Genomic DNA, 26,879 nt, shown 5'->3' with positions numbered 1-26,879 from the left:
CGGGTGTTTGAAGTGGTGAGGCGCCTGTTCGACGCGTTGGCAACGAGCACCAACCAGGGCACTGCCGCGTGAGGCGTGGGGACGTTGGGGGCCCGTGGATAAGAACACGGGCTGGCGGTGTGAGCCGCTTTCTTTTGCCTACTTTTCTTTGCGGCGGCAAAGAAAAGTAGGTGCCGCCCCGCACAGGGGCGACGCCTGAAGCAAGCTAACGTCACGCGGATGCCAGCGCAAAAGCAAGCAAACCACCCCATCGTCGCAGACAAAAAAAACCCAAAAAAAACCTTAATCCAACTCGACCAAGATAGGCTGATGATCCGAAGCGCGGGTCGCGCCATCGACCTCACACCTACGTAACCGCATCCGCAAATCATCAGTGACAAATACGAAATCGCAGGTCAGCGGCCCATCTGCCCACTGAACCTTGTCAAAGACACCTGCCGTCATAGGCGGCGTCTGACCCGGATGCAACGTGGTCCAGGCATCGATAAACGAAGGACTGCCGTCGAGCGGCTCGAGCATCCGCCGGTAGGCCTCACTACCGTATGCGCTATTGAAGTCGCCACACACGACGGCACTGACCGGCCGCCCGGTATCAGCAAACGGCCCAATGGCGTTCTCGGCGGGAACAGGATGCGCCGCATGCCCAGCGGCTTCCTGCTGCAACTGGCGCAGCCGGTCGACCTGCGCGAGCCGCTGCTTCAGCGAATAAAACTCCAGATGCGTCACGATCACCCGCACCGAGCCGCCCGGCGCGCGCAGCACCGCCTCAAGCGCGACGCGCTGCATCGACGGCGCCTCCGGATCGACCGGCCATGGCAACGAATGGCGGATCACACGCTCGACAGGCAGACGTGTCGCGATCGCATTGCCGAACTGCCGTCGCGGCGCCGCCGGCGCATCGAGCTTCAACGCGGGCAGATCCGCGCCGATCGCCTCGAGCACCGTGAATCCCGGCAGGGCGTCCGCGATCTCGGCGAACTGGTCGTCGCCCGGATGCCCCGCCAGCACCGAAAAGCCACGCGTGACTTCCTGCATGCACAGCACGTCGAAATCAACGAGCCGGCGTGCCTCGTCGAGCGTGCGCGTCAGGTTCACGTCGCCGTGCGCACTGCGTCCCCACTGGACATTCCAGCTGATCAGTCGCATCGTCAAATCTCCGTCGGTGTGTGTCGTTCGTCTACAATCTCGTGTTTGGTCCCACTTTTACACAGTCTGTCAGGAAGTCGCAGGTGTCCGAAACTGTCCCCCACATTGGTAAAACGCGCTCGTCCAGAAAGGGCAAGCAGGCGCGCGAAGACGCTGCCGCCGGTCCCTTCAAGGCGCCCGAACTCGATATCGAGTCGCTCGATATGGAAGCGCGTGGCGTCGGCCGCACCGTCACGGAAGACGGCTCGCCCGGCAAGGTCATCTTCGTCGAGGGCGCGCTGCCCGGCGAACGGGTCACCTATTCGAGCTACCGCAAAAAGCCCAGCTTCGAACAGGCGCAACTCGTCGATATTCTTAAAGAGAGCGTGATCCGTACCCGCCCGCAGTGCAAGTTTTTTGGCATCTGCGGCGGTTGTTCGATGCAGCATCTCGACGTGCGCGCGCAGATCGCCGTCAAGCAGCGCGTGCTCGAAGACAATCTGGCCCATCTGTCGAAGCTGCGCCCGGAAACCGTGTTCCGGCCGATCCACGGCCCGTCCTGGGGCTACCGCTATCGCGCGCGCCTCACCGTGCGCCACGTCGCGAAGAAGGGCGGCGTGCTGGTCGGTTTCCACGAAAAGAAAAGCAGCTACGTCGCCGATATGACGAGCTGCGAAGTGCTGCCGCCGCACGTGTCCGACATGCTGGTGCCGCTGCGGCACATGGTCGAAGCGCTGTCGATTCGCGACCGCATGCCGCAGATCGAACTGGCCGTCGGCTCATCGGTGACGGCGCTCGTGCTGCGCGTTCTGGAGCCGCTCAACGAGGCCGACGAACAGCTGCTGCGCGATTTCGCCGATCAGCACAATGTCCAGTTCTGGCTGCAGCCGAAAGGGCCGGACACGGTCTATCCGTTCTATCCGCTCGACGCGCAGCTCGATTACACGCTGCCCGAATACGGCATCCGCATGCCGTTCCGTCCGACCGACTTCACCCAGGTCAACCATCAGATCAACCGCGTGCTGGTCGGCCGCGCGCTGCGTCTGCTGGCGCCCGCGAAGACCGACCGCGTGCTCGATCTGTTCTGCGGCATCGGCAACTTCACGCTGCCGCTCGCGCGGATCTCGCGGGAAGTGGTGGGTATCGAAGGCAGCGAGGTGCTGACCTCGCGCGCGCTCGACAACGCGAAGGAAAACGGCGTCGACAGCCATACGTCGTTCGCGTGCCGCAATCTGTTCGAAGTCACCGCCGACGACATCCGCGCGCTCGGTCATTTCGACAAATACCTGATCGATCCGCCGCGCGAAGGCGCGCTCGCGGTGTCGAAGGCGCTCGCGGACATTGCGCAGAGCGGCGAAGGGCCGTTGCCGAAGCGCATTGTCTACGTGTCGTGCAACCCGGCGACGCTCGCGCGCGACGCGGGCCTGCTCGTGCACGAAGCGGGCTACCGGCTGAAGGGCGCGGGTGTCGTGAACATGTTCCCGCACACCTCGCACGTGGAGTCGATCGCACTCTTCGAGCGCGACTGAATGTGACGGACTGAAGCGTGCGCCTATTGCATCAACGCGGAGACACGCAAACGCGGACGCCAGAAACAGAAACGCCACGGTATGCAACCGTGGCGTTTTTTTATCCGGTCAGGCGGGTCAGAACTGCCCTCAGAACTGCCACCAGGACTTTTCCTTGCCCGGACGTGCATGACCCGTGATGTACGGGCTGTCCGGGAACGTGCCCGCCAGGATGCGCTTCGTGTCGTCCGCAAGCTGGGGCTGATCCAGCTTCTGATACGACAGCATCATGATGTGCAGCGCGTCTTCGATCGCGGGCGCGTTCTTGTATTCCTTGATCGCGAGCTGCGCACGGTTGATGGCGGCCACATACGCGCCACGGCGGTAGTAGTAGTCCGCTGCGTGCACTTCGTGCGACGCGAGCGCGTTCACGATATAGCGCATGCGCTGGGCCGCATCCGGCGCGTACTTGCTCTGCGGGTACTTGTCGACGACGACCTTGAACGCGTCATACGACTCGCGCAGCGACTTCGGATCGCGCTCGCTCATGTCCTGGCCCGAGAAGCGGCCGAACAGGCCCAGATCGTCGTTGAAGTGGATCATGCCCTTCAGGTAGTACGCGTAGGGAATGTCCGGGTGATCCGGGTGAAGCTGGATGAAGCGGTTGACGGCCTGGTCGGCGGCGTCCGTTTCGCTGTCCTTCCAGTTGCAGTACGCGACGTTGATCTGCGCCTGCTGCGCGAAGTGGCCGAACGGGTCGCGGCCTTCGAGTGCTTCGAAGTATTTCGCGCACTTGCCGAAGTCGCCACCGCTCAAGGCGTCTTGCGCCTCCGTATATAATTTATTGTTGGTCCACGTGGCCGTTTCGTCGGTCTTTTCCGGCAGGCCGTGACAGGCCGCCACCAGCGTAACGGCTGCCATGGAAGCGCCATAGAGGGCTGCTTTCCTGGCCAGCTTTTGGGCCACCGTCTTTCGAACAGTTTGAGTAATGATGTTCAAGGCTCGCATTTTCCAGTCTAGCTTTACGTCCAGGTGACCCAGTCTCGATGACCCGTTCCAATACTCCGCGTCCCGCTCAGCATCCCGGTCAGGGCGCGCGGAAGAGCAACAAAGATTATAGCCCAAGCGCCGACCCCGCCAACGTATCGGCAGGTGACCCGGGCACCGATGCCCTTGACGACGATCTGGTCGGCGACGCGCTCGCCCCATCGTCTGCATCCGGCGCGGAGCAAGGCTCCGCGCGGCGCGCAGACGAAGCGCCGCGAGTCGTCACGGTGCCGTCCGAGCTCGCCGGGGAGCGCCTCGACAAGGTGCTCGCCAAAGTCTTTCCGGAGTTTTCACGCAGCCGGCTGCAAAGCTGGATCGAGGCGCAGCGTGTGCGCGTCGACGGACAGCCCGCGAAAATCCGCCAGCCGGTGCCGCTTGGCGCATCGATCGAGCTGGTGCCCGATCTGCTGCCCGAGCAGCTTGCGTTCACGCCCGAACCCGTGCCGCTCGACATCGTCTATGAAGACGACACGCTCGTCGTGATCAACAAGCCGGCCGGCCTCGTGGTGCATCCCGCTGCGGGGAACTGGAGCGGCACGGTGCTCAACGGCCTGCTGCATCGCTATGGCGACGCGGCCGCGGGCCTGCCGCGCGCGGGCATCGTGCATCGGCTGGACAAGGAGACCTCGGGACTGATGGTCGTCGCGCGCACGCTCGAAGCGCAAACCGACCTCGTGCGCCAGCTGCAGGCGCGCACCGTGAAACGCCGCTATCTCGCGCTCGTGTGGGGCAACATGCGCGACGAAGGCACGATCGACGCGCCGATCGGCCGCGATCCGCGCGAGCGCACCCGCATGGCCGTGGTGACGGGCGCCGCGGGCAAGCCGGCGCGCACGCACTTCCGGCGCATCGATTCGGCCATATGGGAGCGTCAGCCCGTCTCGGCGATTCACTGCGATCTGGAAACCGGGCGCACCCATCAGATTCGCGTGCATTGCGCCCATGTCGGCCATCCGCTGCTAGGCGACCCCGTGTACGGACGTGCGCGCGGCCAGCGCTCGGTGACGCCGCTGCCGGGCGGCTTCGCGCGCCAGGCGCTGCATGCTTGGCGGCTCGCGCTGGTTCATCCGCGCACGGGCCGCACGATGCAATGGCGCGCCGACGTGCCCGACGATATCGCTGAACTGTCCGAAGCGTTGGGCCTCGGCCGCGAGCACGACGCTGCGTACCAGGAAGATTTCGACGAGTATGACGACTACGACGATGAAGCCGAAGCATCGATCGAAGACGATTACGACGGTGAAGACGACGAACCATCACCCGACAAGGACGACCGCGCATGACGCTGCCTGAGCTGACCACCAACGACGTGTTGCGCCCCGAGTGGTCCGTGTCGCCGCGCGTGCGGGCGCTCGTCACGACGCGCAACGGCGGCGTCAGCCTGCCGCCGTTCGGCACATGGCGCGATGGCGTCGATGGAGCGGGCGGGCTGAATCTCGGCAGAAAGTCGGGCGACGATCCCGCGCATGTCGAAGCCAACCGTGCGCGTCTGATGCGGCTGACGGCGCGCGATGAGGCCGCATGGCTCGCGCAGGTTCATGGCGCGACCGTCGTGAATGCCGGTGACGTGCTGGCCGCCACACGGCGCGGCGAACCGCTGATGCAAGCCGATGCCAGCGTGACCGACCGGACGGGCACGGTATGCGTGGTGATGATCGCCGATTGCATGCCCGTCCTGCTATGCGATCCGCAGGGCCGCGCGGTGGGCGCTGCGCATGCGGGCTGGCGCGGTCTCGCGTCGGGTGTCGTGGAGCATACGGCGCAGCATGTCGCGTCGCTCGCGGGCACTGACATGTCAGCGTTGCATGCTTACCTGGGCCCATGCATCGGCCCGCAGGCCTTCGAGGTCGGACCAGACGTGCGTGACGCCTTCATGAACGGTGTCGGCGGCACACAACGCGAGGCCGTCGCCAGCGCCTTCGTCGAACACCCGTTGAACGCCGGCAAGTTCCTCGCGGATCTGCCGCGGCTCGCGCGTTGGCGTCTCGCGCAGATTGGCGTGACGAACGTAACAGGCGGCGATCACTGCACGGTCACCGAACGCGAGCGCTTCTACTCCTATCGACGCGATCGCGAAACAGGCCGGATGGCCGCGCTGATCTGGCTCGCGGATCAATGACAGGCGCGTCTAACTCCCGCTGCACAAAGGCAATTTTGCTGCGCCTGACCCGACGTTAAGCGGGGTCCTATACGGTCTTATGTTGCACTGCGCGAAAATAAGAAGACCTACGCGGTTGCGCAGTGCATAAGCGTTCCGCGCGTTCCTCCATCAGCCAGACGAGCCCGTAGTAGCGGGCTCGTTTTGCATTGCACAGCGCGAGCGTTTGTTCCATCGGCAATTCGGTTTCATATACATCGGGAAAACGATGATGAAAAAAATATCGCAGTGCGGCAAAATCGGGAACAAGCATTGACATGCCTTGCGATGGGGCGCAAGAATGTTCTCCACTGGGCAAGGACGTAACGCGGTCGTGAACCATTCGCTGCTCCCGCGCGAGTACCTGCCTCTCAACCCGTCCGCGAGGACCTTTCGGTTAAAAGCAGGCATGGCTGCATCTCAAACTTCCTCGACTTCTTCTCGCACGGACACCTCGTCGGACCGCACGCAGCAGCAGGCGGATGCGGCAGGGGTGCATCAATGGTTCGATGCCTGGATGAACGCATGGCGTTCGATAGGCGCGCAGGCTGCAGCGAACGGCAATCCATTTAGTGTCCCCGCCATGCCCGACTTCGCCAAAGCGGCGACGGCGCAGGCTGGTTCGCTGCCATTCGCGAATCCTTTCTTCGAGCAACTGGCCAAACAGTTTGCGCAAACGCAAGCTCAACCGAACGGTCCGGCCGAAGCTCAACCGTTCAACGCATTCTTCGGACAGGCATTCAATCCGCAGATTGCGCAACAGTTCACGCAGCAGCTTGCCGGGTTGAAGGTGCCGAGCGCATCCATCCCGTCCGGGCGTCTGCAGCAGTTGCAGTCAGACTATTCGCGTGAAGCGATGCAGTTGCTGCAACAGTCGACGCAGACAAGCTCCTCGGCTATCGAGCTCAAGGACCGGCGCTTCAGTTCGGATGCATGGAAGACGACGCCCGTCTACGCGTACACGGCAGCATGGTATCTGCTGAACGCGCGCTATCTGCAGGAACTGGTAGACGCGCTCGAAACCGACCAGAAAACCCGCGAGCGCATCCGCTTCGCCGTGCAGCAATGGACCGCGGCCGCCTCGCCGAGCAACTTCTTCGCGCTGAATCCAGAAGCGCAAAAAACACTGCTCGAAAGCAACGGCGAAAGCCTGCGTCAGGGCGTGATGAACCTGCTCAACGACATGCAGCGCGGCAAGATCTCGCAGACGGACGAATCGCGTTTCGTGGTCGGCAAGAATCTCGCGATGTCGGAAGGTTCCGTCGTGTTCGAGAACGAGCTGATGCAACTGATCCAGTACAAGCCGCGCACGGCGACCGTGTACGAGCGGCCGCTGCTGATCGTGCCGCCTTGCATCAACAAGTACTACATCCTCGATCTCCAGCCCGAGAACTCGCTGGTCGCGCACGCGGTCGAGTCGGGCCATCAGGTGTATCTGATTTCGTGGCGCAACGCGGATCAATCGATCGCCGACAAGGGTTGGGACGACTACATCGGCGACGGCGTGCTGGCCGCGATCGAAACTACGCGCCAGATCAGCGGCCGCGAGCAGATCAACACGCTCGGCTTCTGCATCGGCGGCACGCTGCTCGCGACGGCGCTAGCCGTGGCGTCGGCGCGCGGCGAGCATCCCGCGGCATCGATGACCTTGCTCACGGCGATGCTCGACTTCGCCGACACGGGCATTCTCGACATCTTCGTCGACGAAGCGCATGTGCAGATGCGCGAGCAGACCATCGGCGGCAAGAACGGCACGCCGCCTGGCCTGATGCGCGGCCTCGAGTTCGCGAACACGTTCTCGTTCCTGCGCCCGAACGACCTCGTATGGAACTACGTCGTCGACAACTACCTGAAGGGCCGCACGCCGATGCCGTTCGACCTGCTGTACTGGAACAGCGATTCGACGAGCCTGCCGGGCCCGATGTACTGCTGGTACCTGCGCAACACGTATCTGGAAAACAAGCTGCGCGAACCGGGCGCGCTCACCACGTGCGGCGAGAAGGTGGACCTGACGCGCATCGACGTGCCGACGTTCATCTACGGCTCGCGCGAAGACCACATCGTGCCGTGGGAAACGGCGTATGCGTCGGTGCCGCTGCTGACCGGCCCACGCAAGTTCGTGCTCGGCGCGTCGGGCCATATTGCCGGTGTGATCAATCCGCCGGCGAAGAAAAAGCGCAGCTTCTGGTCGGTGGCGGGCGACGATAAAACGCTGCCCGACAATCCCGCCGACTGGCTCGCAAGCGCGACGGAAACGCCCGGGAGCTGGTGGCCCGAATGGACGGGCTGGCTCGCCCAGTTCGGCGGCAAGAAGGTGAAGCCCGCGGCGCAAGCTGGCTCGGCGGAGTTTCCGGTGATCGAGCCTGCGCCTGGCCGCTACGTGCAGCAGCGCGAATAATCGTTCGGGGGCCGAATCATTCGGATAGGGTCGCCGTCGATGTGAAAAGAGCGACCACCCCCTGACGGAAAACGACTGACGACGGATGGAGTGAGACAGACGCTGTATCGCAGTAACGCTGACTTGACCGGATTATCAACTTGACGGGGTACTGTGGAGCATGTCGCCGCAGCCTCCGGAGGAAACGAAAATGACTGACGTAGTGATCGTATCGGCGGCCCGCACGGCTGTCGGCAAATTCGGTGGGTCGCTGGCGAAGATTGCGGCGCCGGAACTGGGCGCCACGGTGATCCGCGCCGTGCTGGAGCGCTCGGGCCTCAAGCCTGAGCAAATAAGCGAAGTCATCCTCGGTCAGGTGCTGACGGCGGGCTCGGGACAGAACCCGGCGCGTCAGTCGCTGATCAAGGCCGGCCTGCCCATGGCAGTGCCCGGCATGACCATCAACAAGGTGTGCGGCTCGGGCCTGAAGGCCGTGATGCTGGCCGCCAACGCGATCATCGCGGGCGACGCGGACATCGTCATCGCGGGCGGCCAGGAAAACATGAGCGCGGCGCCGCACGTGCTGCCGGGCTCGCGCGACGGCTTCCGCATGGGCGACGCGAAGCTGATCGACAGCATGATCGTCGACGGCCTGTGGGACGTGTACAACCAGTACCACATGGGCGTGACGGCTGAGAACGTCGCGAAGGAATACGGCATTTCGCGCGAAGACCAGGACAAGTTCGCGGCGCTCTCGCAGAATAAGGCGGAAGCCGCACAGAAGGCCGGCCGCTTCGATGATGAAATCGTGCCGATCCAGATTCCGCAGCGAAAGGGCGATCCGCTGTCGTTCGCAACGGATGAATTCGTGCGCCACGGCGTCACGGCCGAGTCGCTGGCGGGCCTGAAGCCGGCTTTCTCGAAGGAAGGCACGGTGACGGCGGCGAATGCGTCGGGCCTGAACGACGGCGCGGCAGCCGTGGTCGTGATGTCGGCGAAGAAGGCCGAGGCGCTGGGTCTCACGCCGCTCGCGCGCATCAAGGCGTACGCGAACGCGGGCGTCGATCCTAAGGTGATGGGCATGGGCCCGGTGCCGGCATCGCGCCGTTGCCTGGAGCGCGCGGGATGGAGCGTGAACGACCTCGACCTGATGGAAATCAACGAGGCATTCGCGGCGCAGGCGCTGGCCGTGCACAAGCAGATGGGCTGGGATACGTCGAAGGTGAACGTGAACGGCGGCGCGATCGCGATCGGCCACCCGATCGGCGCATCCGGCGCCCGGATTCTCGTCACGCTGCTGCACGAAATGCAGAAGCGCGATGCCAAGAAAGGCCTGGCGTCGCTGTGCATCGGCGGCGGCATGGGCGTGGCGCTCGCGGTCGAGCGTCCGTAAGCAGTCGTTTCACAAGGAGGCCGCCGCGCCTGCCGGTGTCGCCCGACGGCGACTGGCGGCGCGGCGTGGTCCGATGCTTTCGCGCGCCTGGCCGCATCGGGCGCGGCGGGCGCATCGGACATTGGAAGGCGAAGCACGAGGCGGCTGGCGCCTCGTAAAACGATAATGGAGTGTGTGTTATGTCACAACGAATTGCGTACGTAACGGGCGGCATGGGTGGCATCGGCACGAGCATTTGCCAGCGTCTGCTCAAGGATGGCTTCAAGGTGATCGCAGGTTGCGGCCCGAATTCCCCGCGTCGCGTGAAATGGCTCGAAGATCAGAAGGCTCTGGGCTTCGACTTCATTGCGTCGGAAGGCAACGTGGGCGACTGGGAGTCGACCAAGGCCGCGTTCGACAAGGTGAAGGCCGAAGTCGGCGAAATCGACGTGCTGGTCAACAATGCGGGCATCACGCGCGACGTCGTATTCCGCAAGATGACGCATGAAGACTGGACGGCCGTGATCGACACGAACCTGACCAGCCTGTTCAACGTGACGAAACAGGTGATCGACGGCATGGTCGAGCGTGGCTGGGGCCGCGTGATCAATATCTCGTCGGTGAACGGCCAGAAGGGCCAGTTCGGTCAAACAAACTATTCGACCGCGAAGGCAGGGATTCACGGTTTCACGATGGCGCTCGCGCAGGAAGTGGCCACCAAGGGCGTGACGGTCAATACCGTTTCGCCGGGCTACATCGGCACGGACATGGTGAAATCGATTCGCGCCGATGTGCTGGAAAAGATCGTCGCGACGATTCCGGTGCGCCGTCTGGGCACGCCGGATGAAATCGGGTCGATCGTTGCATGGCTGGCGTCGGACGAGTCGGGCTTCTCGACGGGGGCCGACTTCTCGCTGAACGGCGGCCTGCATATGGGCTGATCCGTGGACGTCCTGGTTCGTGGTGGCTCGAACGAAGCAGGATGTTGCATGGTTCAGATGTTTCCGGCGGCGTCTTGTACGCGCAGCGTTTTGCTGTGCGTTCGGCAGGACGCCGTTTCTGCGCTTCATTCGCGCTCAAAGGCGTTACATGACCACTACTACAAAGAAAACAGCCGAACGACTCATTAAGAAATATCCGAACCGTCGACTGTACGATACAGAGACCAGCACTTACATCACGTTGACCGATGTGAAGCAGCTCGTGCTGGATCAGGAGGATTTCAAGGTCATCGATGCCAAGAGCAACGAAGACCTGACGCGCAGCATCCTGCTTCAGATCATTCTCGAGGAGGAGAGTGGCGGCCTGCCGATGTTCTCGTCGATCATGCTGTCGCAGATCATCCGTTTCTACGGGCATGCGATGCAGGGCATGATGGGCACGTACCTGGAAAAGAACATCCAGGCGTTCATCGACATTCAGAGCAAACTCGCGGATCAGTCGAAGGGCCTGTACGAGGGCAAGACGATGAATCCGGAGGTCTGGTCGCAGTTCATGAACATGCAAGCCCCGATGATGCAGGGGATGATGACGAGTTACATCGAGCAATCGAAGAACATGTTCGTGCAGATGCAGGAGCAGATGCAGAACCAGGCGAAGACGATGTTCAGCACGTTCCCGTTTACGCAGCCGACGCCGCAAGGAAATCCGGAGCCGGAGAAGAAGTAAGGCTGCGCGAGCGGGCTGAATACTCGAATCTGCCCGGCGGCGCGCGCCGGGCAGAGGGTCGTCTGTTTCTCGTCGATGTCTGGCTAAGCCTGGTCATTTTCTGCACGTTGCGGCATGCAGTCCCAAAATGTTGACCAGTATGAAATATCTGATTGAGATTAATTTTTTTGATATTTCGAATTTGCTGATTTTTAGCTAGATAAAATCAGAACCGCTAGTGTTGACATGGGCTGCTGATCAAAAAAAATAATACTAGTCCGGACCTCAACCGTGACTCGAGTCTGTCATTGAATATCGCTGACTAGCTCGACAAGCCTGAGTCCCATCAAGAAGCGGCCGCATAAAAAACCGGCGCGGCTGTTTTGTATTTTACGGAGATCAAGCATTTGTCATGGAAGTTCACTATCAGTAAAACGAAAAGCGGGTTTTATTCGGTGAATGGGTCGATTCAATTTTCCGTTGGCATTTTGTCGCCAACGGATTAAATCACGTCTCGATGTTTCTCCTGGAGCGTGTCCGCGTTCGGGCGTTTTGTGCGGGCGTCAGGTCTCTTGAGGTGAGTGATGACAAGCAAGCACGTAGGTGGAAATATCGACGATTTCCTTGCCGAGGAATCGCTGCTTGAGGAAGTCACGGCTACGGCGATGAAGCGCGTGATCGCCTGGCAGATCGAGCAGGAAATGAAAGCGCAGAATCTGACCAAAACCCGAATGGCTGCAAAGATGAATACGAGCCGTGCGGCGTTGAACCGCTTGCTGGATCAGAACGATACGAGCCTCACGCTGACAACGCTGGCAAGCGCCGCGAATGCGCTCGGCAAGAAGTTCAGGTTCGAACTTGCTTCGTGAGACGGGCGCCGGATGTCCACGTGACTTTCTCCATGCGCGTTTTGGCGGCGATGTGCGCTAACCGCCGCGCCGTACGCCGCTTGACCCCTCTCACGGTATAATCCGAGGTTGCTTGCGCGGGCCTAATCGACTTCCCACAAGATCCACATGGCCCCATTTCGCGACGGTCCTCGCCACGAGGGCACCGTCGCACGGTGCACCCACGTTTGCCGCGATTCCGGCGCCCGGGCTGCACGCCCAAGCCCTCAACTATCGCGTCACTCATCGCTCTCGCCGGACCATTCTCTATGTCGCAGACTTCGACCCCCGCCGCGCCGACCGCTTCGATTCCGAAGGTCGGGTTCGTTTCCCTCGGATGCCCGAAAGCCCTCGTCGACTCCGAACAGATCATCACGCAGCTGCGCGCCGAGGGCTACGAAATCTCCGGCACCTATGACGGCGCGGATCTCGTCGTCGTGAACACCTGCGGCTTCATCGACGAAGCCGTCCAGGAAAGCCTCGACGCCATCGGCGAAGCGCTCACGGAAAACGGCAAGGTGATCGTCACCGGCTGCCTCGGCGCCAAGCAGAGCGCGAGCGGCTCGAACCTGATCGAAGAAGTGCATCCGAAGGTGCTCGCCGTGACGGGGCCGCACGCGCTCGGCGAAGTGATGCAGGCCGTGCACAGCCATCTGCCGAAACCGCACGATCCGTTCGTCGATCTCGTGCCCGCCGCCGGCGTCAAGCTCACGCCGCGCCATTATGCGTACCTGAAGATTTCCGAAGGTTGCAATCACCGCTGCACGTTCTGCATCATCCCGTCGATGCGCGGCGACCTCGTGTCGCGCCCCGTCGCGGAAGTCATGCTGGAAGCGGAGAACCTCTTCAAGTCGGGCGTGAAGGAACTGCTCGTCATCTCGCAGGACACGAGCGCCTACGGCGTCGACGTCAAGTACCGCACCGGCTTCTGGAACGGCAAGCCGATCAAGACGCGCATGACGGACCTGGTCGGCGCGCTCGGCGAACTCGCCGCGCGGTACGGCGCGTGGGTGCGTCTGCATTACGTCTATCCGTATCCGAGCGTCGACGAAGTGATTCCGATGATGGCGGAAGGCCCGCTCAAGGGGCATGTGCTGCCGTATCTCGACGTGCCGTTCCAGCATGCGCACCCCGAAGTGCTCAAGCGCATGAAGCGTCCCGCAAACGCGGAAAAAGTGCTCGAGCGCGTGCGCGCGTGGCGCGAAATCTGTCCGGACCTGACCATTCGCAGCACCTTTATTGCGGGCTTCCCCGGCGAAACAGAAGAGCAGTTCGAAACGCTGCTCGACTTCATCCGCGAGGCGGAACTCGATCGCGTCGGCTGCTTCGCGTATTCGCCCGTCGAAGGCGCGGGTGCCAATGAACTCGACGGCGCGTTGCCCGATGAAGTCCGCGAGGCGCGTCGCGCGCGCTTCATGGAAGTCGCGGAAGAAGTCTCGGCGAAGCGCATCGCGCGCAAGGTCGGCAAGACGCTGAAGGTGCTGGTCGACGAGATCAATGCCGATGGCGGCGTCGGCCGCACGGCGGCGGATGCGCCGGAAATCGACGGCGTCGTCTATATCGCGCCGGCGACCAAGGCGTCGAAGCGTTACAAGGTCGGCGATTTCGTGTCGGTGAAGATCACGGGTGCCGACGGCCACGACCTGTGGGGCGAGGTCTAGGCCATGCCCTCGAACACACCGTCCATCCTCGCGCTCGGCGAGGCCATGGTCGAATTCAACCAGTCCGGAATCAACCAGCCTACTTATTTGCAGGGCTTCGGCGGCGACACGTCGAACTTCTGCATCGCGGCCGCGCGACAAGGGGCGTCGACGGGTTTCGTATCGGCTGTCGGCAGTGATCCGTTCGGGCGTTTGCTGCTCGATCTGTGGCAGCGCGAGCAGGTGGATACCGCGTTCGTGCGCGTCGACGATCAGGCGCCGACGGGCGTGTATTTCGTGTCGCACGGTCCGTCCGGCCATCAGTTCGACTATCTGCGCGCGGGTTCGGCGGCGAGCCGCTACGCGCCGCGCGATCTGCCGCTCGACGCAATCGCCGCCGCGAAGGTCATCCATCTGTCGGGCATCAGTCTCGCGATCAGCGTGAGCGCGTGTGACGCCGCGCTCGCCGCGATCGCGCACGCGCGCGCGAACGACGTGCTGGTGAGCTTCGACACCAATCTGCGCCTCAAGCTGTGGCCGCTCGCGCGGGCGCGCGCCGTGATGCTCGAAGCGATCCGTCAGACGGACATCTGCCTGCCCAGTTGGGACGACGTCACTGAACTGACGAGTTTGACGGAGCGCGACGACATCGTCGATTTTCTGCTCGCGCAAGGGCCGCGCGTCGTCGCGCTGAAACTCGGCAAGGAAGGCTCCTATATCGCGACGCCCGACGAGCGGCGTGTCGTGCCCGGCCACGTCGTCCATGCCGTCGATGCGACTGGCGCGGGCGACTGCTTCGGCGGCGCGTTCATCGCGCGCATCGCTGCGGGCGACGATCCTTTCCAGGCGGCGCGCTACGCGAATGTCGCGGCCGCGCTGTCGACGCAAGGCTTCGGCGCCGTCGCGCCGATTCCCGATCGCGCGACGGTCGAAAAGCTTCTCGGCGCCTGAGCGCATGCTCATGCGCGCGCGTCGCCAGCACCGCCGCGCAATGGCGTCGGATTCAACGCGGAAATCCGGCACTCGGGTATGGTCAGCAAGGCAAGGTCACGCGCGTCTTCAACGGGGCGCATGACATTCATCTGAGACGAGAGAGAGGAGCAAGCGATGCAACGTGAAGTGGTGGTAGTGAGCGGCGTGCGCACGGCAATCGGCGACTTCGGCGGCAGCCTCAAAGACTTCGCGCCGACGGATCTCGGCGCGCGCGTCGTGCGCGAGGCGTTATCGCGTGCGAGCGTCGCCGGCGACGAAGTCGGCCATGTCGTGTTCGGCAACGTCATCCATACCGAGCCGAAAGACATGTACCTTGCGCGCGTCGCAGCGCTCAACGGTGGCGTCGCGCAGCATGCGCCTGCGCTCACCGTGAACCGGTTGTGCGGCTCGGGCTTGCAGGCAATCGTATCGGCGGCGCAATCGGTGCTGCTCGGCGACGCGGATATCGCGATCGGCGGCGGCGCGGAAAGCATGAGCCGCGCGCCGTACATCATGCCGTCGGCGCGCTTCGGCCAGCGCATGGGCAACGCCAGCATCGTCGACATGATGCTCGGCGCGCTGCACGACCCGTTTCAGTCGATCCACATGGGCGTGACGGCCGAAAACGTCGCGAAGAAATACGACATCTCGCGCGACGCACAGGACGCGCTCGCGCTCGAATCGCACCGCCGCGCCGCGAAGGCGATCGAGAGCGGCTACTTCAAGGAACAGATTCTCCCCATCACGATTGCGTCGAAGAAAGGCGACACCGTCTTCGACACGGACGAGCACGTCCGCATGAACGCGACGGCCGACGACTTCGCGAAACTGAAGGCCGTGTTCGCCAAGGAAAACGGCACGGTCACGGCGGGCAATGCGTCGGGCATCAACGACGCGGCGGCGGCCGTCGTGCTGATGGAGCGCAGCGTCGCCGAGAAGCGCGGCGCAAAGCCGCTTGGCCGGCTGGTTGCATACGCGCATGCGGGCGTCGATCCGAATTACATGGGCATCGGCCCCGTGCCCGCGACGCAGAAGGCGCTGGAGCGCGCCGGCCTGAAGGTCGGCGATCTCGACGTGATCGAAGCGAACGAAGCGTTTGCGGCACAAGCCTGCGCCGTCAGCAAGGAACTGGGCCTCGATCCCGCCCGGGTGAACCCGAACGGCTCGGGTATTTCGCTCGGTCATCCGATCGGCGCGACGGGCGCGCTGATCACCGTCAAGGCGCTGTACGAGTTGCAGCGTATCGGCGGCCGTTATGCGCTCGTGACGATGTGCATCGGCGGCGGGCAGGGCATTGCAGCGATCTTCGAACGGATCTGATCCGTTCGCGAGACGGGACGGGGCGGCGATGACCTGGCGTCGCGCCGCTCCGTCGCTGAACGAACTTGCGGTATAACCCGTCGCAGCGGGTTCTCGAGGTATCGGGCGTTGTCAGGCGTGCGCAGAACGCCGTCATGCCGGTTGAAAGGAAATAACGGATGCAGGAAACCAGCTCGAAACACAAGGCGTCGTGGCCCGCGATGATCGCGGCGGCGGCATTAGCCGTCGCGGCGGCGATGCCCGTCGCGACTCACGCGGAAAGCGACGCCGTCAAGCAACTCGCGGCGCCGCCGCCGATCCAGTTGCCGCTCAAGCCGAGCCCCGAGTTCGCGAAGTTTCCGCAGTACGCGGGCACGCTCGGCAAGCGTCAGATCGTGCTGCGGCTGGGTGCGAAAACCGACGACCCGTCCGGCGTACACGGCGAGTATCAGTTCGCCGACACGGGCGAGGTCATCCTGATCGCGGGCGACCGCGACGGCGACACGCTCGAAGTCGAAGAATCCAACGACGGCACGCATATCACGGGCAACTGGGTCGGCAAGTTCGCCGCGGATGGCTCGATCGAAGGCGAGCGCATGAACGTCGACGATTCCAATCCGCTGGAATTTTCGTTGCGGCCGCTCGCAGCGGGGCAGAAAGCGCCGTCGGCCGCGCCCGTTCAGGCTCAGAAACCGGCGCAACAGTCCACGCAACAGTCCGCGCCGCAGCCGCGCACCGGCGGCCAGCCCGTCAACGGCGTGAGCAATCTGACGATCGGCGAATAAGCGCCGCGCGCATCACAGACGAATCCAACTTTCCTTGACCATGACTCAAAAGACTCCAAAGCACGGTTTGCAGACCCGCATCGTCCAGCCGAACGATCAGCTCACGCCCGGCTGGGAATCGTTCTCGGTGCCCGTGGCGCGCGCCTCGACGGTCGTTTTCCCGGACCTCGCGGCGATGCGCGCGCTCGACTGGCGCAACGACGCGCAATGGCGCTACGGCCTGCACGCAACGCCGACCTCGATCGCGCTCGCGCAGCGCCTTGCCGCGCTCGAAGGCGGCAACCACGCGCTGTTGCAGCCATCCGGCCTGTCGTCGATCTCGAACGTGTATTTCGGGCTCGTGAAATCGGGCGACGACGTGCTGATCCCCGACAACGTCTATTCGCCGAATCGCGATCACGCCGAGTGGCTCGCGAAGGACTTCGGCATCACCGCGCGCTACTACGATCCGATGATCGGCGCGGGCATCGCCGACCTGATCCAGCCGAACACGAAGCTGATCTGGCTCGAAGCGCCCGGCTCGGTGACGATGGAAGTGTCCGACATTCCCGCCATCACGGCCGTGGCCCGCGCGCGCGGCGTCGTCACGGCAATCGACAACACGTGGTCGGCGGGTCTCTCGTTCCGTCCGTTCGATCACGGCGTCGACATTTCGATGCAGGCGCTCACGAAGTACCAGTCCGGCGGCAGCGATGTGCTGATGGGCGCGACGATCACCGTCGATCGCGATCTGCATCTGAAGCTGAAGCTGGCGCGCATGCGCATGGGCATTGGCGTGTCGGCGGACGATTGCTCGCTGATCCTGCGCAGCCTGCCGTCGATGAAAGTGCGTTTCGAGCAGCATGATAAAAGCGCGCTCGAGCTCGCGAAGTGGCTGAAGACGCGTCCGGAAATCGCCGTGGTGCTGCATCCGGCGCTGCCCGATTGTCCTGGTCATGAATTCTACAAACGCGATTTCACGGGTGCGGGCGGGCTGTTCTCGGTCGTGTTCGACGCACGCTACACGCCGCAACAGATCGACCGGTTTTGCGAATCGCTGGAACTGTTCTCGCTGGGTTGGAGCTGGGGCGGCGCGCAAAGTCTGGCGATGCCGTACGACGTCGCGTCGATGCGCACCGAATCGCAATGGCCGCATCGCGGCACGCTGGTGCGCTTCTACGTCGGTCTTGAAGAAGAAGCGGATCTGCGCGCGGATATCGAGCGATGCCTCGCCGCGTTGGGTTGAACCTGTCGCGCGTGACGTGCGTGTAGCGTTTCGTCGAGTCAGAAGCAAAAAGGCCCGCTCGGTTTCGAGCGGGCCTTTTTTATGTTCCTATGAAGCGAACGCGCCGGCTCAGAAAAGCCGCAGCAATCCGTCCAGTCCGACGTGATTGAACGCGACGCTCGCCGCTTCGCGCACAACCGGCTTCGCACGGAACGCGACGGACAGGCCAGCCGCCGCCATCATTTTCAGATCGTTTGAACCATCGCCCATCGCGATCGCGCGGGCCGGCTCGATGCCGAGCTTGTCGCAAGCTTCGCGCAGCGTGCGCGCCTTCACGTCGGCGTTGACGATCTCGCCGAGCACGCGGCCCGTCAGCTTGCCGTCGACGATTTCCAGCGTATTGGCGCGTGTGAAGTCGAGAGCGAGCCGCGCTTGCAGCTTGTCGGTGAAGAACGTAAAGCCGCCCGACACCAGCAGCGTCTTCATGCCCGCGGCCTTCGCGCCCGCCAGCATTTTTTCCGCGCCCGGCGACAGTTGCAGGCGCTCTTCGTAAACCTTTTCGAGTGCGCTCGCGTCCAGCCCTTTCAGCAACGCGACGCGGCGCGTCAGGCTCTCGTTGAAGTCCTTGATCTCACCGCGCATCGACGCTTCCGTGATCGCCGCCACTTCCGCCTTCAGCCCGCAGAAATCCGCGATTTCATCGATGCACTCGATCGTAATCAGCGTCGAATCCATGTCCATGGCGACGAGGCCGAAGTCGGTCAAACGCCGGCCCGCTTCGACGAACGCATAGTCGAGCGCATGCGTTGCGCAGTAGACGTCGAGGTCGGCGCGCTGCGCGAGGTCGGCGGTTTCGATGCGCACCGCGCACGGATCGATCACGGTGAGATTCGAGCCGCGCGACAGCGCGATGAGTGGCTTGTGATGCTCGGCGGCAAGCGGGCTGAGGCTTTGGATGACGAGATTCATGTCGACGCGGGAATGGGACAGCAGCAAGAAGGCACGGGAAACGCCCATTGTAACGGTTCCGTGCAATGCGGCCGCGCAGGCGAGGGCGGTGAGTCTTGCGGATGGTATCGACGCGCGGTGCGTTCCAGGTTCACGGACGCGATCGTCGTGATCAAGGCTATCTCATAAATAAGCTGCCGATAACACTTGGTACTACGGAATGAATTGTCGAACCAAGCGGGGTTTACCACATGGGTTTTTATTGATTCGGATCGCTAATATTCTCTGTGTTGTTTGACAACATCTCGAAAAAATCAATGGCTTGTCAGATGACGGGCGAGCGTGATGCGCTCGTCGGAACGCTGCAGGCGCGATTGCACGACTTAGAAAACTCCAGGGAAGACAGAGCGATCATGGGCACTCACATCGAACATCTTGCATCGACGCCAACACGACCCGCGCGGGCGGCCGCAGCGGCGTGGCTTGCGTCGTTGTCGACAGCGCTGGTTCTCACGGCCTGCGGAGGCGGGTCGGGCCCGGGCGTATCGGCCGTATCGGGCGTATCGGGCGTATCGGGCGTGTCGGGGGGCAACGTGGACAACAACGCTGCCGCTGCGCCCGCTGCTGCTTCCAGCGCAAGCGACGCCAGCGCTCCGACAGCCGATCAACCGGCCTCGGATGCCACGCCCGCCTCCGACGCCACACCCGCCAGCGACACGCCCGCGCCGGGCTTCCAGGTCGGCACGACGACCTTCGACGCCGCGCTGCCGCCGGAACCGACCTTGCCGACATCGTCGCAAATCTGTCAGACGCTGCCCGCGACGCTGACAGCGCAGGCGAACGGCCTGCTGCCCGATAGCGCCGACGCCGCCAGCACGGCCCCCGACACCACGCGTATCCAGGCTGCGCTGACGGCATGCACGAACGCTGCGAGCACGGGCCTTTCGACGAACAAGGTCGTGCGTCTGACGTCCGGCGCGAACGGGGCGAACGCGTTCCTGTCCGGCCCGCTGAACCTGCCGAGCGGCGTCACGTTGTGGATCGACAAACGCGTGACCCTGTTCGCGTCGCGCGATCCGCGCCAGTTCGACAAGACCCAGGGCACCGCGAGCTGCGGCCTCATCACTGTCAGCGACAACGGCTGCAACGCGCTGATCACGGCCGCCAGGACGAGCAACAGTGCGGTGGTCGGCGACGGCACGATCGACGGGCGCGGCGGCAGCCAGCTGGTCAGCAGCGTGCGCGACGATCCCAATCTGCTCAAGCGCGCCGATGGCTCCGCGATGAGCTGGTGGGACATCGGTTATGAGGCGAACGTCGTGCAGAACAAGTCGCAGAACAACCCGCGTCTCATCCAGATCAACAACGGCAGCAATTTCACGCTGTATCGCGTGACGCTGCAGAACGCGCCGAAGTTTCACGTCGTGCCGAGCGGCGTGCAAGGTTTCACTGCGTGGGGCGTCAAGATCTACACGCCGACGGCCGCCTACGAGGCAATGAACAACTACAAGGGCGTGCCGTACAGCACCGTCAATGCAAAGAACACCGACGGCATCGACCCCGCGAGCTCGGGCGCGATCACCAGCAATCCAGGCAACCCGGGCAAGCTCACGGGCGACGCGAGCAACATGCTCATCGCGTACACATCGATCCGCACGGGTGACGACAACATGGCGATCAAAGGCGGCACCGCGCCCGTCAACGGCCGCACGTACAACATCACGGTCGCGCACAGCCACTTTTACGAAGGGCATGGGATGTCGATCGGCAGTGAATCGGCGGGGTCGGACAACGGGGTGGCCAATGCGGACGTCACGCCCGTGGGCGGCGTGTACCCGAGCGTGAGCAACGTGAACGTCTACGACCTGAGCATCGACGGTGCGGACAATGGCTTGCGCATCAAGTCCGACTGGAGCCGCGGCGGACTCGTCTCGAACATCCGTTATTCGAACGTGTGCATTCGCACGGGCAACCAGACGTCGAACCCGCAGGCGCTGATCTTCTCGCCGTACTACAGTCCCACGAAGACCCTCGGACTGTATCCGAACCTGCAAGGCATCGTGCTCGACGGAATACGCATCGTCAACGCGTCGAACTACACGTTCCAGGGCTTTGATTCGACCAGTCCGATTCTGCTCGGTTCGGGCTGGTCGGCGGGAACGGCTGGATTCCCGAGTCCGGCCGTGGTCAATCCGTTGCTGATCTCGCTGAACAACGTCGTGGCGGATGCCGCGCCGCTCAGCATGACCGTTGCGGACGCACAGTTCTCGATTGGCGAAGGCGGCACGACGCTGCCGTTGCGGGCAGGCAGCGGCGTGACATTGACGCAGGCGGCGGGCGCGCAGGCGTCGCCCGTCGATTGCAGCAAGGCGTTCGTGCCATTCCCGACGAAGTCGTGACATGACGTGGCGGGCGTGACGCGCATCGGCGTCTCGCTCCGCCACGAGCGGCAAGCAACACGGCGCCGGCATGGTTCATACTGAGGGTTCGAAACGTTTCAGCCGCGCTCGCGGCGAAGATCAAAAAGGAGACACCCATGACCCCGTCCAACGCGACGTCGAACGATGCCGACATCGCGCGCCGGTTCGATTTGCGACACCTCGACACGTCGTTTCACGCGGACCCGTATCCCGTCTATCACGCGCTGCGCACGCACGAGCCCGTCAAGCGCATGCCGGACGGCTCGCTTTTTCTCACGCGCTATCGCGACGTGCAGGCCGTCTATCGCGATCCGAAGACCTTCAGCTCCGACAAGAAAGTCGAGTTCGCACCGAAGTACGGCGCCACGCCGCTCTTCGAGCATCACACGACGAGCCTCGTCTTCAACGATCCGCCGCTGCATACGCGCGTGCGCAAGCTGATCGCGGGCGCGTTGACGGCGCGTGCGATTGCCGCGATGGAGGACGGGCTGGTGCGTCTCGTCGACGGCTTGCTCGACCGCGCTGCCGGGCGCGGCGAGATCGATCTGATCGGCGACTTCGCGGCGGCAATTCCCGTCGAGGTGATCGGCAATCTGCTCGACGTGCCGCACGACGAACGCGAGCCGTTGCGCGACTGGTCGCTTGCGATTCTCGGCGCGCTCGAACCTTCGCTCACGCCGGCGCAGCACGAGCGCGGCAATCGCGCGGTGACGGAGTTCGTCGCGTATCTGAAGGATCTCGTCGCGCGACGCCGGGCCGCGCCCGGCGATCCGCAGCACGACGTGCTCACCCGCCTGATCCAGGGCGAACAGGGTGAGGGCGGCGGCGAGCAGTTGTCCGAAGTCGAACTGCTGCAAAACTGCATCTTCATCCTGAACGCGGGCCACGAAACGACGACCAACCTGATCGGCAACGGCCTCGTCACGCTGAGCGTCTGGACGGAAGAGCGCGACGCGTTGCTGCGCGAGCCGGCGCTGATCGAAAGCGCCGTCGAGGAATGCCTGCGCTTCGAGAGCTCGAACCAGCTCGGCAATCGCATGACGATGATCGATACGGAGATCGGCGGTGTGCCCGCGGCTGCGGGCACACCTGTCACGCTGTGCATCGGCGCGGCGAACCGCGATCCCGAGCAGTTCGCGCAGCCGGACCGCTTCGACATCCGCCGCGCGCCGAACCGGCATCTCGCGTTCGGCTTCGGCATTCATCAGTGCGCGGGACTGTCGCTTGCGCGCCTCGAAGCGCGCATCGCCATTGGACGCTTCGTACGGCGCTTTCCTGCATATCGAATCAGCGGCGAGCCGACGCGCGGCGGACGCGTGCGCTTTCGTGGCTATGCGGCCGTGCCGTGCGCCGTCGAGTGAAATCTGCGGACCGATAGCGCGGACCTGAAGCCGTGTGCCCGTAGCCGTAGCTTTTTCCGCCTCTGAGGCAAGACTTACAGCGGGATGACGTCGCGCGGCCGCGACCGTCTCTCGCGGGCATGCCAGGGCGTGGATAGCGGCCCGCATCGGCGCTGGGCACGCTTGCTGCTTGGTACGGAGTTCAACTTCCCGGGAGCGCGCGATGGCTCATATGATCTGGAAAGGCGCGATCAGCTTCGGTCTCGTCCATGTGCCGGTGCAACTGTATCCGGCGATCAAGTCCGAAAAGGTCGGCTTCAATCTGCTCGACAAGCGCACGATCGATCCCGTCGGCTATCGGCAGATCAACAAGCGCACGGGCAAGGAAGTGACGCGCGAGAACATCGTGCGCGGCTTCGAGTACGAGAAAGACCGCTACGTCGTGCTGACCGACGAGGAAATTCGCGCGGCGAATCCCGAGTCGACCCAGACCGTCGATATTCTCGCGTTCGTCGATGCACCCGATATCCCGTTTCTTTATCTCGACACCCCGTACTACCTCACGCCCGACCGCAAGGGCGAGAAGGTGTACGCGTTGCTGCGCGATGCGATGAAGGCGACCGGCAAGATCGGCGTGGCGAATGTCGTAATGCACAACAAGCAGCATCTGGCCGCGCTGATTCCCGTCGGCCCGATGCTCGCGCTGAATACGCTGCGCTGGGCCTCGGAAGTGCGTCCATTCGACGAATTCAAGGTGCCCGACGAAAACGCGAAGAAGACAGGCGTGACGGCACGCGAACTCGACATGGCGAAAAAACTGATCGCCGACATGAGCGACACATGGGACCCGTCTGAATACAAGGACACGTTCCGCGACGACATCCTCGCGCTGGTCGACAAGAAGGTGCAGGCCGGCAAGACCGAAGAGGTGATGGATATCGAAACGCCTCGCGAAGCGCCGCGCTCGGCGGATATTCTCGACTTGTCCGATCTGCTCAAGCGCAGCCTTGGACGCGGCGGCAAAGGCAAGCCCGCCACGCGTGCAGCGGCCAGCGACGACACGGACGACGAGGAAGCGGCTCCCGCAAAACGCCGCGCGCCCGCGAAGAAGGCGGCGCGCCGCACGACGGGGACCGTGGCGAAGACAAGCGCGGGGACCACCGCGCGCAAGAGCACCAGCACGGCTGCGCGCAAGCGCCGCGCCGCCTGAACACGGATCGCGCCGCTGGAGATGTCTCGCGGCGCAAAGAGCACAGCGATCATGGCCGACAAGCTCGATACCTATCAGCGCAAGCGCCGCTTCGATAAGACGCCGGAGCCGTCGGGGACTGCTGCGCGCGCGAAGCGTGCGAAGCGTGCGAAGGGTGCGAAGGGTGCGAAGGGTGCAAGCACAGCCGCAAGAAACACCGTGAAGCCGCACAGCTTGTCGTTCGTGATTCAGGAACACGACGCGCGACGCCTGCATTACGACTTCCGTCTTGAACTCGACGGCACGCTCAAATCCTGGGCCGTGCCGAAAGGGCCGAGCCTCGATCCGTCCGTCAAGCGGCTTGCCGTGCATGTCGAAGATCATCCGCTCGAATACGGTACGTTCGAAGGTTCGATCCCCGAAGGCAACTACGGCGCAGGCTCGGTGATCGTATGGGATCGCGGCACATGGGAACCGGCGGGCGGCGAAGCGGGCGCGCGTGACGCGTATCAGGCAGGCAAGCTCAAATTCCACCTGAACGGCGAGAAGCTGCACGGCGGCTGGACGCTGGTGCGCAGCCACATGCGCGGCAGCGGCGACAAGGAGCAGTGGCTGCTCATCAAGGAACGCGACGACGCTGCGCGCAGCGAAGCCGATTTCGACGTGCTCGACGAGCGGCAGGGCAGTGTGCTCTCGGATGCGCCGGGGGCGCGCGGCGGCACGAACGGCAAACGCGTCTCCAGCAAGCCCGCCGCTGACCAGCCGAAGAGCAGAGCGGAACGCGCCAACGCATCGGTCAAGGCGAAGAAGGCGGCGGCATCGCGCAAGGCCAAAGGCACTCCTGCCGACCGCCCCGACATCGTCGCGACGCGCAACGCGGAATCGCTGCGCGAACTGGCCGGTCATCCGTCGATAGAAGGTGCCGTCGAGGCGAAGCTCCCGTCGGCGCTCAAGCCGCAACTGGCGACGCTCGTCGACAGCGCGCCCACCGGCGACCATTGGGTCTACGAGATCAAGTTCGACGGTTATCGTGTGCTGGCGCGCATCGATCACGACTCGAAGGATGCCGTGAAAATCTTCACGCGCGCAGGCAACGACTGGACCACGAAGTTCAGCAAGCAGGTCAAGGCGATCGCGCGCATCGGCGTGGACCGCGCGTGGCTCGACGGCGAGGCCGTCGTGCTCGACAGCAACGGCGTGCCGAGCTTCCAGGCGCTGCAAAACGCCTTCGACGCGCACCGGCCGCAGGACATCACCTTGTATCTGTTCGACCTGCCGTATCTGAACGGCTATGACCTGCGCGGCGTGCCGCTCGAACAGCGTCGCGCGATCCTGCGCGCGCTGCTCGATACCGCCGACGACGACACGCTGCGCTTTTCCGAAGACTTCGGCTTCGACGCGGGCCAGTTGCTGAAGAGCGCATGCGATATGCAGCTCGAAGGCATCATCGGCAAGCGGCGCGACAGCCAGTACGTGTCGGGCCGCTCGCCTGCGTGGATCAAGCTCAAATGCCGGCGCCGTCAGGAATTCGTGATCGGCGGTTATTCGGAACCGGCGGGCAGCCGCGAGGCATTCGGCGCGCTGCTGCTGGGCGTCTACGACACGAAGGGCAAGTTGCAATATGCGGGGCGCGTCGGCACGGGTTTCGACGCGGCCAGACTGCGCTCGATCAAGAAGGCACTGGACGCACGTGAAACGCAGAAGATGCCGTTTGCCAGCGAGCCGCGCGAACGAAGCCGCACGCCTGTGCATTGGGTGAAGCCGGAACTCGTCGCCGAATGCAATTTTGCGGAATGGACGAGTGACGGCATCGTGCGGCAGGCGTCGTTTGTCAGCTTGCGCGACGACAAGCCCGCCAGGCAGATCGTCCACGAAGCGCCAGACAAAGGAGCCGACGTGCAACAGATGACGGATGAGACGAACGCCGCTCAGGCGAAGACGTCGACGGCGAAAAAGCGCGCGTCGAAGACCGCGGATGTCGAGCCGACGCCCGCCACGAAGCGTGCGAAGACGAGCGGCGCGGCATCGCGAGACAAGGCGGTGGCGAAAACGACCGGCAAGGCCGCCACCGTGACGGTGTCCGGCGTGCGTATCTCGCACCCCGACCGCGTGATCGACAGGAGCACGGGCGCGCGCAAGATCGAGCTGGTCGAATACTACGCGTCGGTTGCGTCGTGGATGCTGCCGTTTCTGAAGGACCGGCCGGTCGCGCTCGTGCGCGCGCCGGAGGACATCGGCGGCGAGCTGTTCTTCCAGAAGCACAGCCAGAAGCTCGCGATTCCCAACATCACGCAGCATCCGGGGCTGGACCCGGACCATCCGCCGCTGCTGACCATCGAAAGCGAAGCGGCGCTGGTGGGCGCTGCGCAGATGGGCACGATCGAACTGCATACGTGGAACGCGGTGGCCGCGAATATCGAGAAACCCGACCGCATGGTGTTCGATCTCGACCCGGACCCCGCGCTCGGCTGGGAGCGGATGATCGAAGCGGCCCAGCTTACGCGCGAACTGCTCGCAGAACTCGGCCTCGCGTCGTTTTGCAAGACGAGCGGCGGCAAGGGACTGCACGTCGTCGTGCCGATCGTAAAGCAGCTCGGCTGGGACGAGGTGAAGGCGTTCACGCAAGCCGTCGCGCAGCACATGGCGACGGCGCTGCCGAAGCACTTTGCCGCGAAGATGGGTGCGCAGAATCGCAAGGGCAAGATTTTTGTCGACTATCTGCGCAACAACCGTGGCTCGAGCACCGTCTGCGCGTATTCGCTGCGCGCGCGGCCGGGGCTGGGCGTGTCGGTGCCGCTCGCATGGGACGAAGTGCCCGGTACGACGGCGGGCGATCAATGGAACATCGCGAATTTGCACGAGCGGCTCGACGCGCTGAAAAGCGACCCGTGGGCCGACTACGCGAAGACGAAGCAGCGCATCACGGCCGCCATGCGGCGCAGGCTGGAGCGCGATTGACGGCTGCTGGCCGCGAAGCGGCAA

General features: G+C 63.7%; 20 protein-coding genes. 17 read left to right on the top strand and 3 right to left on the bottom strand.

The annotated features are described in order from the left end of the window. Positions 1 to 282: 282 nt before the first annotated feature. A complete protein-coding gene (locus tag C2L66_RS08240) occupies positions 283 to 1,146 on the bottom strand; it encodes an endonuclease/exonuclease/phosphatase family protein (RefSeq protein ID WP_060600740.1) in 864 nt (287 codons plus the stop codon). 83 nt (positions 1,147 to 1,229) lie between these two features. Here C2L66_RS08240 and rlmD point away from each other — a divergent pair, with 83 nt between their 5' ends. Continuing rightward, positions 1,230 to 2,654 carry a 23S rRNA (uracil(1939)-C(5))-methyltransferase RlmD gene (gene rlmD, locus C2L66_RS08235; RefSeq protein ID WP_060602662.1) on the top strand — a complete coding sequence of 475 codons (1,425 nt, stop codon included), beginning with the start codon at positions 1,230 to 1,232 and terminating at the stop codon, positions 2,652 to 2,654. A gap of 129 nt (positions 2,655 to 2,783) precedes the next feature. On the opposite strand, the gene C2L66_RS08230 is transcribed toward rlmD, so the two are convergent. Then, positions 2,784 to 3,641, bottom strand: a complete 858-nt coding sequence (locus C2L66_RS08230) for an outer membrane protein assembly factor BamD (protein ID WP_036005095.1) — start codon at positions 3,639 to 3,641, stop codon at positions 2,784 to 2,786. Between the two features lie 38 nt (positions 3,642 to 3,679). On the opposite strand from C2L66_RS08230, the gene C2L66_RS08225 reads away from it, so the two are divergent. The 12 genes from C2L66_RS08225 to C2L66_RS08170 all read left to right on the top strand — a co-directional run bounded on the left by C2L66_RS08225 (position 3,680) and on the right by C2L66_RS08170 (position 18,021). Beyond that, positions 3,680 to 4,963, top strand: a complete 1,284-nt coding sequence (locus tag C2L66_RS08225; protein WP_060600743.1) for an RluA family pseudouridine synthase — start codon at positions 3,680 to 3,682, stop codon at positions 4,961 to 4,963. Continuing rightward, complete coding sequence (gene pgeF / locus C2L66_RS08220) at positions 4,960 to 5,799, top strand: peptidoglycan editing factor PgeF (protein ID WP_060600745.1); 840 nt, start codon at positions 4,960 to 4,962, stop codon at positions 5,797 to 5,799. Before C2L66_RS08225 ends, pgeF begins: the two co-directional genes overlap by 4 nt. Before the next feature lie 427 nt (positions 5,800 to 6,226). Continuing rightward, positions 6,227 to 8,215: a class I poly(R)-hydroxyalkanoic acid synthase gene (gene phaC / locus C2L66_RS08215; protein WP_224102591.1), complete on the top strand. Its 1,989-nt coding sequence runs from the start codon at positions 6,227 to 6,229 to the stop codon at positions 8,213 to 8,215. Between the two features lie 190 nt (positions 8,216 to 8,405). Beyond that, positions 8,406 to 9,587, top strand: a complete 1,182-nt coding sequence (locus tag C2L66_RS08210) for an acetyl-CoA C-acetyltransferase (protein WP_054930433.1) — start codon at positions 8,406 to 8,408, stop codon at positions 9,585 to 9,587. A 179-nt stretch (positions 9,588 to 9,766) separates the two neighbouring features. Then, positions 9,767 to 10,507, top strand: a complete 741-nt coding sequence (locus C2L66_RS08205) for a 3-ketoacyl-ACP reductase (RefSeq protein ID WP_054930423.1) — start codon at positions 9,767 to 9,769, stop codon at positions 10,505 to 10,507. Positions 10,508 to 10,655: 148 nt separating this feature from the next. Then, a complete protein-coding gene (gene phaR, locus C2L66_RS08200) occupies positions 10,656 to 11,234 on the top strand; it encodes a polyhydroxyalkanoate synthesis repressor PhaR (RefSeq protein WP_007742570.1) in 579 nt (192 codons plus the stop codon). Positions 11,235 to 11,797: 563 nt separating this feature from the next. After that, entirely contained in the window at positions 11,798 to 12,082 is a 285-nt protein-coding gene (locus tag C2L66_RS08195) for a helix-turn-helix domain-containing protein (protein ID WP_060600752.1), read from the top strand. A 287-nt stretch (positions 12,083 to 12,369) separates the two neighbouring features. Beyond that, positions 12,370 to 13,761, top strand: a complete 1,392-nt coding sequence (rimO, locus tag C2L66_RS08190; protein WP_060600755.1) for a 30S ribosomal protein S12 methylthiotransferase RimO — start codon at positions 12,370 to 12,372, stop codon at positions 13,759 to 13,761. A 3-nt stretch (positions 13,762 to 13,764) separates the two neighbouring features. Then, entirely contained in the window at positions 13,765 to 14,691 is a 927-nt protein-coding gene (locus tag C2L66_RS08185; RefSeq protein ID WP_060600758.1) for a sugar kinase, read from the top strand. Between the two features lie 156 nt (positions 14,692 to 14,847). Beyond that, on the top strand, positions 14,848 to 16,032 hold the full coding sequence (gene bktB / locus C2L66_RS08180) for a beta-ketothiolase BktB (RefSeq protein WP_054930427.1): 1,185 nt from the start codon (positions 14,848 to 14,850) through the stop codon (positions 16,030 to 16,032). Positions 16,033 to 16,190: 158 nt separating this feature from the next. Then, positions 16,191 to 16,796 carry a hypothetical protein gene (locus tag C2L66_RS08175; RefSeq protein WP_054930428.1) on the top strand — a complete coding sequence of 202 codons (606 nt, stop codon included), beginning with the start codon at positions 16,191 to 16,193 and terminating at the stop codon, positions 16,794 to 16,796. 40 nt (positions 16,797 to 16,836) lie between these two features. Next, positions 16,837 to 18,021, top strand: a complete 1,185-nt coding sequence (locus tag C2L66_RS08170; RefSeq protein ID WP_060600767.1) for a cystathionine beta-lyase — start codon at positions 16,837 to 16,839, stop codon at positions 18,019 to 18,021. A 108-nt stretch (positions 18,022 to 18,129) separates the two neighbouring features. Here the strand turns inward: C2L66_RS08170 and serB are convergent, their stop codons facing one another. Then, on the bottom strand, positions 18,130 to 18,969 hold the full coding sequence (serB, locus tag C2L66_RS08165) for a phosphoserine phosphatase SerB (protein ID WP_054930434.1): 840 nt from the start codon (positions 18,967 to 18,969) through the stop codon (positions 18,130 to 18,132). Between the two features lie 392 nt (positions 18,970 to 19,361). On the opposite strand from serB, the gene C2L66_RS08160 reads away from it, so the two are divergent. From C2L66_RS08160 to ligD, 4 genes are all read left to right on the top strand, one after another. Beyond that, positions 19,362 to 21,347 (top strand): glycoside hydrolase family 28 protein, encoded by a 1,986-nt coding sequence (locus C2L66_RS08160; protein WP_060602665.1) that lies wholly within the window; start codon positions 19,362 to 19,364, stop codon positions 21,345 to 21,347. 137 nt (positions 21,348 to 21,484) lie between these two features. Continuing rightward, positions 21,485 to 22,729, top strand: a complete 1,245-nt coding sequence (locus C2L66_RS08155; protein WP_060600770.1) for a cytochrome P450 — start codon at positions 21,485 to 21,487, stop codon at positions 22,727 to 22,729. A gap of 202 nt (positions 22,730 to 22,931) precedes the next feature. Then, entirely contained in the window at positions 22,932 to 23,918 is a 987-nt protein-coding gene (gene ku, locus C2L66_RS08150; protein ID WP_054930431.1) for a non-homologous end joining protein Ku, read from the top strand. A 51-nt stretch (positions 23,919 to 23,969) separates the two neighbouring features. Next, on the top strand, positions 23,970 to 26,855 hold the full coding sequence (gene ligD, locus C2L66_RS08145; RefSeq protein WP_060602668.1) for a DNA ligase D: 2,886 nt from the start codon (positions 23,970 to 23,972) through the stop codon (positions 26,853 to 26,855). Positions 26,856 to 26,879: the final 24 nt, after the last annotated feature.

Origin of the sequence: Paraburkholderia caribensis (genome assembly GCF_002902945.1) — a bacterium.
Classification (GTDB): Bacteria; Pseudomonadota; Gammaproteobacteria; order Burkholderiales; family Burkholderiaceae; genus Paraburkholderia; species Paraburkholderia caribensis.
This window is presented reverse-complemented; position numbering and strand designations above follow the sequence as displayed.

Coding starts and splice junctions, on each gene's coding strand:
- C2L66_RS08240 (WP_060600740.1), bottom strand. CDS start 1,146: ATGCGACTGATCAGCTGGAATGTCCAGTGGGGACGCAGTGCGCACGGC.
- C2L66_RS08230 (WP_036005095.1), bottom strand. CDS start 3,641: ATGCGAGCCTTGAACATCATTACTCAAACTGTTCGAAAGACGGTGGCC.
- C2L66_RS08225 (WP_060600743.1), top strand. CDS start 3,680: ATGACCCGTTCCAATACTCCGCGTCCCGCTCAGCATCCCGGTCAGGGC.
- pgeF (WP_060600745.1), top strand. CDS start 4,960: ATGACGCTGCCTGAGCTGACCACCAACGACGTGTTGCGCCCCGAGTGG.
- phaC (WP_224102591.1), top strand. CDS start 6,227: ATGGCTGCATCTCAAACTTCCTCGACTTCTTCTCGCACGGACACCTCG.
- C2L66_RS08210 (WP_054930433.1), top strand. CDS start 8,406: ATGACTGACGTAGTGATCGTATCGGCGGCCCGCACGGCTGTCGGCAAA.
- C2L66_RS08205 (WP_054930423.1), top strand. CDS start 9,767: ATGTCACAACGAATTGCGTACGTAACGGGCGGCATGGGTGGCATCGGC.
- phaR (WP_007742570.1), top strand. CDS start 10,656: ATGACCACTACTACAAAGAAAACAGCCGAACGACTCATTAAGAAATAT.
- C2L66_RS08195 (WP_060600752.1), top strand. CDS start 11,798: ATGACAAGCAAGCACGTAGGTGGAAATATCGACGATTTCCTTGCCGAG.
- rimO (WP_060600755.1), top strand. CDS start 12,370: ATGTCGCAGACTTCGACCCCCGCCGCGCCGACCGCTTCGATTCCGAAG.
- C2L66_RS08185 (WP_060600758.1), top strand. CDS start 13,765: ATGCCCTCGAACACACCGTCCATCCTCGCGCTCGGCGAGGCCATGGTC.
- bktB (WP_054930427.1), top strand. CDS start 14,848: ATGCAACGTGAAGTGGTGGTAGTGAGCGGCGTGCGCACGGCAATCGGC.
- C2L66_RS08175 (WP_054930428.1), top strand. CDS start 16,191: ATGCAGGAAACCAGCTCGAAACACAAGGCGTCGTGGCCCGCGATGATC.
- C2L66_RS08170 (WP_060600767.1), top strand. CDS start 16,837: ATGACTCAAAAGACTCCAAAGCACGGTTTGCAGACCCGCATCGTCCAG.
- serB (WP_054930434.1), bottom strand. CDS start 18,969: ATGAATCTCGTCATCCAAAGCCTCAGCCCGCTTGCCGCCGAGCATCAC.
- C2L66_RS08160 (WP_060602665.1), top strand. CDS start 19,362: ATGGGCACTCACATCGAACATCTTGCATCGACGCCAACACGACCCGCG.
- C2L66_RS08155 (WP_060600770.1), top strand. CDS start 21,485: ATGACCCCGTCCAACGCGACGTCGAACGATGCCGACATCGCGCGCCGG.
- ku (WP_054930431.1), top strand. CDS start 22,932: ATGGCTCATATGATCTGGAAAGGCGCGATCAGCTTCGGTCTCGTCCAT.
- ligD (WP_060602668.1), top strand. CDS start 23,970: ATGGCCGACAAGCTCGATACCTATCAGCGCAAGCGCCGCTTCGATAAG.